This window comes from Mycobacterium hackensackense (assembly GCF_025822555.1).
Lineage (GTDB): Bacteria > Actinomycetota > Actinomycetes > Mycobacteriales > Mycobacteriaceae > Mycobacterium > Mycobacterium fluoranthenivorans.
Genome location: NZ_JACKUC010000029.1, coordinates 802,174 through 813,012, shown reverse-complemented (window position 1 = coordinate 813,012; position 10,839 = coordinate 802,174). Strand labels below are relative to the sequence as shown.

General features: G+C 66.5%; 14 protein-coding genes. All 14 read right to left on the bottom strand.

Annotation, left to right across the window (positions count from 1 at the left end; genetic code table 11):
• Window positions 1–6: 6 nt before the first annotated feature.
• A complete protein-coding gene (gene nuoD, locus H7J86_RS06945; RefSeq protein WP_090355439.1) occupies window positions 7–1,332 on the bottom strand; it encodes an NADH dehydrogenase (quinone) subunit D in 1,326 nt (441 codons plus the stop codon).
• The gene (locus H7J86_RS06940; RefSeq protein ID WP_267290098.1) at window positions 1,332–2,006 is read right to left on the bottom strand and encodes an NADH-quinone oxidoreductase subunit C; all 675 of its coding nucleotides are present in this window, start codon (window positions 2,004–2,006) and stop codon (window positions 1,332–1,334) included. The genes nuoD and H7J86_RS06940 overlap by 1 nt, the downstream gene beginning before the upstream one ends.
• A complete protein-coding gene (locus H7J86_RS06935; protein WP_090355436.1) occupies window positions 2,003–2,557 on the bottom strand; it encodes a NuoB/complex I 20 kDa subunit family protein in 555 nt (184 codons plus the stop codon). The genes H7J86_RS06940 and H7J86_RS06935 overlap by 4 nt, the downstream gene beginning before the upstream one ends.
• On the bottom strand, window positions 2,548–2,922 hold the full coding sequence (locus H7J86_RS06930; protein ID WP_090355434.1) for an NADH-quinone oxidoreductase subunit A: 375 nt from the start codon (window positions 2,920–2,922) through the stop codon (window positions 2,548–2,550). Before H7J86_RS06930 ends, H7J86_RS06935 begins: the two co-directional genes overlap by 10 nt.
• Before the next feature lie 159 nt (window positions 2,923–3,081).
• Entirely contained in the window at window positions 3,082–3,483 is a 402-nt protein-coding gene (locus H7J86_RS06925) for an Rv3143 family two-component system response regulator (RefSeq protein WP_090355431.1), read from the bottom strand.
• Window positions 3,484–3,493: 10 nt separating this feature from the next.
• Window positions 3,494–4,003 (bottom strand): YceI family protein, encoded by a 510-nt coding sequence (locus H7J86_RS06920; RefSeq protein WP_090355428.1) that lies wholly within the window; start codon window positions 4,001–4,003, stop codon window positions 3,494–3,496.
• Window positions 4,000–4,368 carry a nuclear transport factor 2 family protein gene (locus tag H7J86_RS06915; protein WP_267290096.1) on the bottom strand — a complete coding sequence of 123 codons (369 nt, stop codon included), beginning with the start codon at window positions 4,366–4,368 and terminating at the stop codon, window positions 4,000–4,002. Before H7J86_RS06915 ends, H7J86_RS06920 begins: the two co-directional genes overlap by 4 nt.
• 19 nt (window positions 4,369–4,387) lie before the next feature.
• Window positions 4,388–4,714: a DUF6285 domain-containing protein gene (locus H7J86_RS06910; RefSeq protein ID WP_267290094.1), complete on the bottom strand. Its 327-nt coding sequence runs from the start codon at window positions 4,712–4,714 to the stop codon at window positions 4,388–4,390.
• Window positions 4,711–5,691 (bottom strand): phosphotransferase family protein, encoded by a 981-nt coding sequence (locus H7J86_RS06905; RefSeq protein WP_267290092.1) that lies wholly within the window; start codon window positions 5,689–5,691, stop codon window positions 4,711–4,713. The genes H7J86_RS06910 and H7J86_RS06905 overlap by 4 nt, the downstream gene beginning before the upstream one ends.
• Window positions 5,688–6,926, bottom strand: coding sequence for an acyl-CoA dehydrogenase family protein (locus tag H7J86_RS06900; RefSeq protein ID WP_187098723.1), 1,239 nt, complete (start codon window positions 6,924–6,926; stop codon window positions 5,688–5,690). The genes H7J86_RS06905 and H7J86_RS06900 overlap by 4 nt, the downstream gene beginning before the upstream one ends.
• Window positions 6,927–6,946: 20 nt before the next feature.
• Window positions 6,947–7,561: a TetR/AcrR family transcriptional regulator gene (locus H7J86_RS06895; RefSeq protein WP_187098724.1), complete on the bottom strand. Its 615-nt coding sequence runs from the start codon at window positions 7,559–7,561 to the stop codon at window positions 6,947–6,949.
• A gap of 1 nt (window position 7,562) precedes the next feature.
• Window positions 7,563–8,453 (bottom strand): hydroxymethylglutaryl-CoA lyase, encoded by an 891-nt coding sequence (locus H7J86_RS06890; protein ID WP_267290090.1) that lies wholly within the window; start codon window positions 8,451–8,453, stop codon window positions 7,563–7,565.
• The gene (locus H7J86_RS06885) at window positions 8,450–9,652 is read right to left on the bottom strand and encodes a CaiB/BaiF CoA transferase family protein (protein WP_187098726.1); all 1,203 of its coding nucleotides are present in this window, start codon (window positions 9,650–9,652) and stop codon (window positions 8,450–8,452) included. Before H7J86_RS06885 ends, H7J86_RS06890 begins: the two co-directional genes overlap by 4 nt.
• Window positions 9,649–10,839, bottom strand: a complete 1,191-nt coding sequence (locus tag H7J86_RS06880; protein ID WP_267290618.1) for an alpha/beta hydrolase family protein — start codon at window positions 10,837–10,839, stop codon at window positions 9,649–9,651. The genes H7J86_RS06885 and H7J86_RS06880 overlap by 4 nt, the downstream gene beginning before the upstream one ends.

The following is a 10,839-nucleotide window of genomic DNA, read 5'->3' as shown; positions in this document are numbered from 1 at the left end:
TGGCACTCACCTGTCCACGCCTCCCATGACCGGGTCGATCGACGCGACCGCCGAGATCGCGTCGGCGACCATGCCGCCCTCGCACATCGCCGCCACTGCTTGCAGATTGGTGAACGACGGGTCGCGGTAATGCACGCGGTACGGCCTGGTGCCGCCATCGCTGACGATGTGCACACCCAGTTCCCCGCGCGGGGATTCGACCGCGACGTACACCTGGCCGGCCGGCACCCGGATGCCCTCGGTGACCAGCTTGAAATGGTGGATCAACGCCTCCATCGAGGTACCCATGATCTTCGCGATGTGATCTGGGGAGTTGCCCAGCCCGTCGGGGCCGACCTTCAGATCGGCCGGCCAGGCAAGTTTCTTGTCGGTCAACATCACCGGGCCCGGCCGCAATCGGTCCACGCACTGCTCGACGATCTTCAGCGACTCCTTCATCTCGTCGACCCGGATCAGGTAGCGGCCCAAGGCATCACAGCCGTCTGCGGTGCACACGTCGAAGTCGTAGGTTTCGTAGCCGCAGTACGGTTGGGCCTTGCGCAGATCGTGGGGCAGACCCGTGGAGCGCAGCACCGGCCCGGTGATGCCCAGTGCCATGCAGCCGGTCAGATCGAGGTACCCGATCCCTTCGGTGCGGGCCTTCCAGATGTAGTTGTCGCGCAGCAGTTTTTCCATTTCGCGCAGTTGCCCCGGCAGGTCCTTGAGCAGGTCGCGCAGCTGGGGCATGGCCTCGTCCGGAAGATCGGCCGCCAGCCCGCCGGGCCGGATGAACGCGTTGTTCATCCGCAGGCCGGTGATGGTCTCGAACATGGAGAGGATGGATTCGCGGCCGCGGAACCCGAAGAACATCGCTGACATGGCACCCAGTTCCATCCCCCCGGTGGCCAGTGCCACCAGATGACTGGAGATGCGGTTGAGCTCCATCAGCAGTACCCGGATGACGGTGGCTCGCTCCGGGATGTCGTCGGTGACATCGAGCAGCTTCTCCACGCCGAGGCAGTAGGCCGTCTCGTTGAAGAAGGGGGACAGGTAGTCCATCCGGGTCACGAAGGTCACGCCCTGCGTCCAGGTGCGGAACTCGAGGTTCTTCTCGATGCCGGTGTGCAGGTAGCCGATTCCGCACCGGGCCTCGGTGATCGTCTCTCCTTCGATCTCCAGGATCAGACGTAACACCCCGTGCGTCGACGGGTGCTGCGGACCCATGTTGACGACGATGCGTTCCCCGGCGTGCTCCCGGGCGGCGGCCACGACCGCATCCCAGTCCTGACCGCCGACCACGACGACGGGCGGCCCGTCGGGCGGGATGGTGGGAATGTTGCCCTGCAGCGTCATCAGTTGTAGGACCTCCGCTGATCGGGCGGCGGGATCTCGGCGCCGTGATACTCCACCGGGATTCCACCCAGTGGGTAGTCCTTGCGCTGAGGATGGCCGACCCAGTCGTCGGGCATCTCGATCCTGGTCAGTGCGGGATGGCCGTCGAAGATGATGCCGAAGAAGTCGTAGGTCTCCCGTTCGTGCCAGTCGGTGGTCGGATATACCGAAAAGAGCGACGGCACATGGGGATCGGCATCGGGTGCGGCGACTTCGAGGCGAATCCGGCGGTTGTGGGTGATCGACATGAGCGGATAGACCGCGTGCAATTCCCGATCCTGCTCGTCGGGATAGTGCACCCCTGACACGCCCAGGCACAGCTCGAAGCGCAGACCGGGATCGTCGCGCAGCGTCTGCGCCACCGCCATCAGGTGAGCGCGACGCACCTCCAGCGTCAGCTCGTCGCGGAACACCACGACGCGCTCGACCGCTGCCTCGAATATCTCCTGGCCCAACGCTTCGGCCAGCCGGTCGACCACGTCGTCGAAGTACCCGCCGTAGGGACGTGGTGAACTGCCGGGCAGCGCGACTTCCCGGACCAGGCGACCATATCCGGAGGTGTCACCGGAGCCCTGCACACCGAACATGCCCCGGCGCTCGCCGATGATCTCCTTGTCGGTCAGCTTGTCCGTCATCGCAGCAGCCCGGTCAGTTCGATCGTGGGCCGTGAGGCCAGGGCGGCCTGCTCGGCGGCGGCGATGGCCTCGGCCCGATTCACCCCGAGCGGCATCTCGGCAATCTTGGCGTGCAGCTTGAGGATTGCGTTGAGCAGCATTTCCGGACGCGGGGGACAGCCCGGCAGGTAGATGTCCACCGGCACGATGTGATCGACACCCTGCACCACCGCGTAGTTGTTGAACATGCCGCCCGACGACGCGCATACGCCCATGGCCAGTACCCATTTCGGTTCGGCCATCTGGTCGTACACCTGGCGCAGCACCGGTGCCATCTTCTGGCTCACCCGGCCCGCCACGATCATCAGATCGGCCTGCCGCGGAGTGGCGGAGAAGCGTTCCATTCCGAACCGGGCGATATCGAAACGCGGACCCGCGGTCGCCATCATCTCGATGGCGCAGCACGCCAATCCGAACGTCGCCGGCCACAACGATCCTTTGCGGACGTAGCCGGCCACCTTCTCCACCGTCGAGAGCAGGATTCCGCCGGGCAGTTGTTCCTCTAGTCCCATGACAGACCTCCCCGTCGCCACACATAGGCGTAGGCGACGAACACTGTGAGCATGAACAGGATCATCTCGACCAGCGCGAACATCCCCAGCGAGTCGAATGAGACCGCCCAGGGATAGAGGAACACGATCTCGATGTCGAAGACGATGAACAGCATCGCCGTCAGGTAGTACTTGATCGGAAATCGCTGCCCCGTGGCCAGCTTGGCGTCCTCGGCAGGAAGCAGCGGTTCGATACCGCACTCGTAGGCCTCGAGTTTGGCCCTGTTGTAGCGGCGCGGGCCGATCAACACGGCGATACCGACCGAGCCGACCGCGAAGGCCGCCGCGATCACCCCGAGTACGAGGATGGGTAGGTAGATGTTCATAGCTCCCTCGTTGGGCTTTCGATGTGAGCTAGAACACAGCTTAGTCACGCTACCGGTCGGACCGGCGCATTTTGGCTAGGATGAAAATGACAGCTGGGTTACCACGTCCTCACCGGCGACGACGTGAAGAATTAACGGCCACAGCGCTTTTCGTGCTGCTTAGAGAGCAGCCCCGCGGAGCAGGGCTGCGACGGCCTCGCCGAGCCGGATCGGGTCGATCGGATGCGATACCGCTGCCTCGGCTCGTGACCACGTCGCCAGCCAGGCGTCATCGGCGCGGCCGGTCAGCACCAGGATCGGCGGGCAGTCGGTGATCTCGTCCTTGAGTTGCTTGGCCAGTCCCAGGCCGCCGGTCGGCGCGGCCTCACCGTCGAGGATTGCCAGATCGAACCCGCCGTCGGCGAGCTGCTGGACGACGACCGGTGCGGTCGCGACATCGAGATAGCTCAGTTCGGGCAGATCCGGGTGCACACGGCGGCCGAGTGCCGACCGCACCGCGTCGCGGGTGCGGGGATTGGAGCTGTATACGAGGATCCGGACCTGCGCGTCGGTGTCGGCCACGCCTGCGATGCTACGACTGCCGGATGAAGACCGCGGTGGCTTCGATGTTCACCGCTTCGCCCATCATTCCGAACAGGTTGCCGTCCACGCCGTAGTGCAGCCGGTTCAGGGTGGTGGTGGTCTGTAGTCGCAGCGCACCCTCGCCGTCTGCGCGGACGTGGGTGGGCAGTTCGAGCTCGCGCTGCACGCCCTTGACCGTCAACTGGGCGCGCAGCGACACCCAGCCCGGCTGGGTGGCCTCAGCGGACTCGATCGAGACCGCGATGCTGGGAAAAGCCTGGACGTCGAAGAAATCCGGTGACCGCAGGTGCTCATCGCGTTTGCGGATACCGGTGCGCAGCGACGCGGCGCCGATCTGCAACTGCCCGGTGACGCTGTCCTCGGTGGCCCGCGCCGATCCGCTCACGTCGGTGAACGTTCCCTTGACATGGGCCAGGCCCCAGAAGGTCGGGCTGTGGAACTCCAGCGTGGTGCGCTCGGGGTCGAGCTGCCAGTCGCCGAGCCAATCGGTATTCGTCATGACATCAACGGTGCCATATCCGCCGGGTCGAAGTACTCGTCGATCCGGGTGATGAGCCCGTCGGTCCCCATTTTGATGACGATGCAGACCCGCAACGCGATGGACGCGCCGTTGGTCGCGTCGGCGTGCAGGACGTGCTGTTGCACCAACCCGCCGTCGAAGAACTGACGGTCCAGGATCTCGTAACGCCGTGCGGTGGTGGTGTCGATGAACCATCGGATCACCTTCAGCGCGCGCCGCCTGTCGTTGTCGTGGGTATCGCCGCTGTGCCACACCGTGACGTCGGCGGCCCACAGCGCCTCGACGCCGGGGTAGTCGCCGCGCTCGATGGCGCCGAACAACCGGTTCGCCACATCGACGCTCATCTGTCCTCCTGTTGCTGACTCACTCGCGTTCATAGCCGGGATGTGCGACGGCCAGCCGGTGCCGTACCAGCGCGTGCAGCGCAGGCAGCACCTCGTCGCCGCTGGCTCCGGACCGGATGGACGCCGCCAAGGCGTGTTCGTCGGCGAAACCCAGTGCGTCCAGAGCCCGGCGGGGGATCTCGGCGCTGTCGTCGAGCAGTTCGCGTTCGACGGTGCGCAGCACGTTGGCCGCGACGCGGGCGTGGAAGTTCACCGCCCCGCTGGTGCCGTCCCGGACCTCGGTTTCCAGGAATTCGGCGACGGCGGCCACCAGTTCGGCCGCGGTCGGTTTGTAGTGCAGATTCATGCGGAACTCCCCGAATCGCTGGGCTCCAACCCTGCGGAACCCTCCAACAACGTCAGCAGGTCGTATTCGGTTTCGCACACCCGTCGTCCGATGGCGGCCAGTTCCACCGAACGGGTCTGCCCGGATCGGTGCCGCTCGTACTGATAGCGGCAGATGACACCCCAGCGCAGGGTGGCCAGCACCAGCCACCAGTGCAGGGCGGCCCGGTCGATCGCGGCGCCGCCGGCGTTCTCGTAGGCGGTGACGAAGTCCTCGATGCTGCCCAGCCCGCCGGCACCGAGGTCTCTGGGCGCGCCGAATCGCCACGCCCTGATGCAGAACCACGCCAGATCGTCGGCGGCTTCACCGATGTGGGTGAGTTCCCAGTCCAGGACGGCGGCCAGGCTGCCGTCGGCGACGATGAGGTTGCCCATCCGGAAGTCGCCGTGTGCGAGCACCGGGGCGGTCGGGGCCGGCCGGCGTTGTTCCAACCACCGGAACGCATACTCGAAGGTGGCCGTGGTGTCGCCCATGTCGTCGAGTTCGTGCCGCCAATCGGTCAGCGGATCCGAGACGGGCAACCCGATACCCTGGGGATCGGCACGGTGGATCTGTGCCAGCGCCTGCGCGCATTGCGCCAGCAGTGCGGCCCGGGAGGTGCCGTCCAGGGTGCGTGCGATCTTGCGGACGATCGTCTCACCGGCGATGAAATCGCACACCAGGTAGGGATTACCAAGCGGCTCAACCGAGTTGGAAGCCGCCAGGACACCGGGCACCGGCGCACCACTGGCCGCGGCCCGGCGCAGCGCCGCGGCCTCCAGTTCCATCCCGGCGTGGACCTCATCGGGCGGGCCGGTGCGCAGGATCAGCGGGCGGTCGTCGGCCGTGAACGCCCATGTGGCTCGGCTCGCGCCCCCGGTGAGCACCCGAAGATCTGCGATGCGGACGGTGCCGAGCACCGGTTCCAGCACCCCTGCGAGAGCTTGCGGATCGATCACTTCCGGCCGAACTTCAGCATCCGCTGGGCCACGCGGCGGATCTGGATCTCCTCGGCCCCCTCGGTGATCCGGTATCTGCGGTGGTGGCGGTAGATGTGTTCGAACGGTTCGTGGCGGCTGTAGCCGACGCCGCCGTGAATCTGCATGGCCCGGTCGGCCGCCTCACACACGAGCCGGTTGGCCCGGTAGTTGGCCATCGAGACCTTGTCCGAGACCTCCATATGGTGATCGCGATCCAGGTGCCAGGCCGCGTAGTACACGAGCAGTCGCACCATCTGCGCTTCGGTCTGCAATTCGGCCAGCGGCCACTGCACCGCCTGGTTCACCGACAACGGCTTGCCGAACACGATCCGGTCACCGGCGTATTGCGCGGCCCGGTCGATACAGTATTGCGCTGCGCCCAGGCTGCTGGCCGCCTGCCGAATCCTGTTCTCGTGCAGGAATGTCTGACCGACCTCGAGGCCGTGATCCACCTCGCCGAGCACCGCGTCGGCGGGCACCCGGACATCGGAGAGTTCGACCTCACCGTGGTCGCTGGGCATGTTGAACGTCCACCAGTAGTAGGGGACGGTGAAGCCCGGGGTGTCGGTGGGCACCAGGAAGGCGGTGATCCCCGTGGCAGACCCAGCCGAGCCGGACGTTCTCGCGAAGACCAGGTCGTGGGTGGCCCGGTGCACTCCGGTATTCCAGCGTTTGGCGCCGTTGATCACCCAGCCGTCGCCGTCGCGTACCGCGGTGGTCTCCATCCAGGTGGCGTCGCTGCCGTGGTTGGGTTCGGTCAACCCGAACGCCATGGAGCGCTCGCCGGTGAGCATCGCCTCCACCCACTCGGCCTTCTGCGCCTCCGTGCCGAACCGGCTCATCATGATGACCTGCGGGAAGTTCCCGACGATCGACGATTCGTCCTGAAGGTCGTTGTGCAGCCCGAGACCCTTGTGGGCCAGGTGTTCCCGGATGACGGCCATGTCCAGGTTGCTGCCGCCGCGCCCACCGAACTCCACCGGCAGCCCATACCGCAGCCAACCCGCGGCATCGGCACGCCGGCGCATCTCGTCGAGCAGATCCTCCCATTCCCTGGCCGGCACGCCGCCGTTGTCCAGGTCGGTGCGCGCGAACTCCCGGCGCCGGTCGAAGTACTGCATGTTCTCGCGTTCCAGCGGTTTGATCTCCGCCTCGATGAACGCATCCATCTCGGCCAGCAGCCCCGGAAGATGTTCGGGTAAAGCGAAATCCACTCTGATCTCTCTTTCGTCCTTTAGAAGCCGTACAGGGTTCGCTTCCAGATCGTCGACAGCGTCTTGATCGCGTCCTGGTCGCTGATCTGCAGTTCGGATCCCGGATTGCCGACCACGACGACGGTGAAGTTCTCGAAGAGCAGCGCGATCGCGGCGGCGATGTGCTCATCGGCCAGGTCCTGGGCGTACCCCTGTTGGCGGGCTCTGCGCACCGATCCGGCAACCATGTCCATACCGAACCGGCGGAACTCGTGCTGCACCGTGGCGAATCGCGGCTGGGTGGCGCCCAGTTGGGCGACGGCGATCATGATCCCGATGTTCTGCTTGAACAGATTCCAGTATCCGGTCACCACCGTCGTGAAGTATTCGGTGTCCTCGGGGGAGTCGGGCAGCCGAACCCGGGTGCCGGACGGCTCCACGATGTCATGCAGGAAGGATTCGGCCAGCGAGGCCAGCAGGTCTTCCTTATCGTCGAAGTAGCGGTAGAACACCGCCGAGGATTTGCCCGCCGCCGAGGTGATGTCCGCCAGGGTGGTGCCGTGAAAGCCGCGTTCGGCGAACAGTTTCCGGGCCGCCAGCTCGATGGCTTCACGGGTCTGGCGGCCTTTGGCGGTCAGCGCTTGGGCGGGCGCCATATCAGGCCAGGATGCGATCCCCGGCGCGCAACAGCGCGCTGGGCAGTTCGTGGCCGACGGCGTCCTGTGCCACCTTGGCGGCGTCGATCGCGCGGTCCAGGTCGACGTCGACGTCGATATCGCTGTCGCGCAACAGGTACACCAGATCCTCGGTGGCGATGTTGCCGGAGGCGCCCGGGGCGAACGGGCAGCCGCCCAGGCCGCCGACGGAGGCGTCCAGCCGGGTCACCCCGGCCTGCACCGCGGCATACGCGCTGGCCAGTCCCGCGCCGCGGGTGTTGTGAAAATGCGCCCCGAGGGGGATGTCCCCGATGAGGGGTTTCAGCTTGCCGATCAGCACGCCGACGCGCCGCGGGGTGGTGGTGCCGATGGTGTCGGCGATGGCGATCCGGTCGACGCCGAGTTCGACTGCGGCGATGGCGATATCGAGCACGTGGCGGGCAGGTGTCGGGCCGTCGAACGGGCAGTCCCACGCGGTGGCGATGATCACCTCGACGGTGGCGTCACTGTCGTGCGCGATGCGGGCCACGTCGGCGATCGCGGCGGTGGCCTCGCTGCTGGAGCGTCCGACGTTCGCCATGCTGTGCGCGTCCGAGGCCGATACCACGTATTCGATGGACCGCAGCCCGGATGCGATGGCGCGCTTGGCGCCGTTGGCGCTGGCGACCAGAGCGGAGAATTCCACGTCCGGGAACCGGTACAGCTGCGCGGCGAGTTCGGCGGCGTCGGCGAGGGCGGGCACCTTGGACGGTGAGACGAACGCGGTGGCCTCGACCTCGCGCACCCCGGTCGCCACGATGGCCTCCAGGAGTGCGACCTTGGCCGCCAGGGAGATCGGCTTCTCGATCTGCAGGCCGTCGCGCAGGCAGACCTCGCGGATGTCGACCTTCATAGGACGCCCTCCTCCTGTAGCGCGGCGATCTGGTCGGCGGACAGGCCGAGCAGGCCACCGAACACCTCGTCGTTGTGTTGGCCGGGGCGCGCGGAGCCGGCGTTGCGCACCGAACCGGGGGACTCGGTCAGCACGGGAACCACACCGGGTCCCTTGACATTTCGCTCGATCCGCTCATCCCAGTGGTCGGCGATCATGCCACGGGCCTGCAGTTGCGGGTCGGTGACCACTTCGGCGACGGTGTTGATCGGCCCGGAGATCACGCCGGCCTGCGACAGCGTCTCGATGATCTCGGCGGGCTGCCGTTCCGCGGCCCAGTCGCCGATGATCTTGTCCAGTTCATCCTGATTGCGGCCACGCGCAACGTGATTGACGAACCTGCCGTCGGTGGCCAGCTCCGGCCGGCCCATCGCCTCGCAGAGGCGCCGGAACACGGTGTCCTGGTTGGCGGCGATCACCACCCAGCTGCCGTTGGCGCTTTGATAGATGTTCGACGGCGCGATACCCTCCAGCCGGGTACCTGACGGGCCGCGCACCACGCCGCCGACATCGTAGTCGGGGATGGTGGATTCCTGTATGGCCAGACATGATTCGGTCAGCGCGGTGTCGACGACCTGACCGACGCCGGTGACGCTACGCCGGTACAGCGCGGCCAGTGCTCCTTGGGCGGCGAACATCCCGGCCAGGCTGTCGCCGAGGGAGAGCGCCAGCCGTGGGGGAGGGCCGCCGGGAAAACCGTTCATATGCCGCAGGCCGCTGGCGGCCTCGGCGACCGAGGCGTATCCGGCCTTGCCGGCGTCCGGCCCGGTCTGCCCGTACCCGGACACCCGCACCAGGATGATGCCCTTATTGCGTTCGCGCAGCACGTCGTAACCCAGGTTCCACTTCTCCAGGGTCCCGGGCCGGAAGTTCTCCACGATCACATCGGAACGGTCGACCAGTTCGAGAAACAGCGCCCGACCGGCTTCCTTTCGCAGATCCAGGGTGACGGCCTTCTTGTTGCGGGCGTGCACGGTCCAGAAGAAGTGGTGCCCGTCCAGTTCGGCTTGCCCCCAGGTGCGCAACGGATCAGGGGCGGAGGGCAGCTCGATCTTGAGTACCTCGGCGCCCATGTCACCGAGCAGCCGGCCCGCGAACGGGCCGGAGATCAGGGTGCCGAGTTCGAGCACCCTGATGCCATCGAGGGCGCCGGTGGTCATGGCGTTTCCAGCGAGAATCCGTGCCGGTGCAGCCAGTCCGTGCAGATCCCCACGGCCTGACGCAGCGTGCCGCGCTGATCGGGTCCGGAGTAGTAGTGGTTGGCCCCGGGGATCTCGTGCATTTCCTTGTCCGGATGCCCGATCGCCTCGTACAGCCGACGGGTGTGGCTGGGGGTGCAGGCATCGTCGGCGAGGTTGCCGATCACCAGTGCGGGCACCGCGATGTCAGGGCCGGCTTTCACGGCGTCACCGTTGGCGTCGTCATAACTCCACTGTGACAGCCAGCTGCGCAGGGTGCAGAACCGGGCGAGGCCGACCGGGCTCATGTTGACCACCTGGGGGTCGCCCAGGTAGCACTGGCCGGGGGTGCGGTCATTGGGGTCGACGGTCGGATCCAGCCAGCGCGGATCGGCCATGGTGCCGTGCACGACGAACGCGAACTCGTCATCGGGTCGGCCGGCGGCTTTGAGTTCGGCGAGCTTGTCTTTGACCCAGGCCGTGATTCGCCGGTTCCGGGCGATCTGGGCCTGGTGGTAGCGCTCCAGGAACTCCGGGGTGTAGGGCGGTTGGTTCGGGTTGTCGGGGTTGTACAGGTCCAACTCGGGGTCTCGCTTGGACGGGTCGTTCTCGTCGAGGATGGAGGCGTCCATCCATTCGGTCATGGTGCCGTGCCGGCTGATGTGGGCGGCCAGCAGCATGATGCCATCGGCCGGGATGAGGCCGAGCGTGGTCAGGTCGGGGCCGTCGCCGGACGGGCTGGCGGTGACGGTCGGGTGCTGGGCCTGCTGTTGGTAGAACACCGACAGCGAGCCGCCGCCGCTCCAGCCGGCGAGCACCACCTTGGAGTAGCCGAGCCGGTTCTTGGCGTCTTTGATGCACTCGCCGAGGTCTTCGACCACCTTCTCCATCAGCAGCGCGGAGTCGGTGCCGCGGAACCGGCTGTTGCAGTAGATGACATGGTGGCCGGCGCGGGCCAGTGCGTTGATCATCGGCAGGTAGGCGCCGCCGCCGATCGGGTGCATGAACACCAGAACGGTGTCACTCTGTGTGGTCTTGGGCTTGAGTAGATAGCTCTCCAGCACGACCAGTTCGGCGACGCCGCCGTACACGTCGCGGACGCTGGAGGTGTTCTGGTACGCGACCAGATACGGGATGCGCTCGTACTCGAACTTCACGGGTGTTTCCAC

Excerpts from the sequence above, each read along its gene's own strand:
- H7J86_RS06930 (WP_090355434.1), bottom strand. The coding sequence starts at position 2,922 with ATGAACATCTACCTACCCATCCTCGTACTCGGGGTGATCGCGGCGGCC.
- H7J86_RS06885 (WP_187098726.1), bottom strand. The coding sequence starts at position 9,652 with ATGACCACCGGCGCCCTCGATGGCATCAGGGTGCTCGAACTCGGCACC.
- H7J86_RS06920 (WP_090355428.1), bottom strand. The coding sequence starts at position 4,003 with ATGACGAATACCGATTGGCTCGGCGACTGGCAGCTCGACCCCGAGCGC.
- H7J86_RS06910 (WP_267290094.1), bottom strand. The coding sequence starts at position 4,714 with ATGAATCTGCACTACAAACCGACCGCGGCCGAACTGGTGGCCGCCGTC.
- H7J86_RS06890 (WP_267290090.1), bottom strand. The coding sequence starts at position 8,453 with ATGAAGGTCGACATCCGCGAGGTCTGCCTGCGCGACGGCCTGCAGATC.
- H7J86_RS06940 (WP_267290098.1), bottom strand. The coding sequence starts at position 2,006 with ATGACGGACAAGCTGACCGACAAGGAGATCATCGGCGAGCGCCGGGGC.
- H7J86_RS06915 (WP_267290096.1), bottom strand. The coding sequence starts at position 4,368 with ATGAGCGTCGATGTGGCGAACCGGTTGTTCGGCGCCATCGAGCGCGGC.
- H7J86_RS06935 (WP_090355436.1), bottom strand. The coding sequence starts at position 2,557 with ATGGGACTAGAGGAACAACTGCCCGGCGGAATCCTGCTCTCGACGGTG.
- H7J86_RS06895 (WP_187098724.1), bottom strand. The coding sequence starts at position 7,561 with ATGGCGCCCGCCCAAGCGCTGACCGCCAAAGGCCGCCAGACCCGTGAA.
- nuoD (WP_090355439.1), bottom strand. The coding sequence starts at position 1,332 with ATGACGCTGCAGGGCAACATTCCCACCATCCCGCCCGACGGGCCGCCC.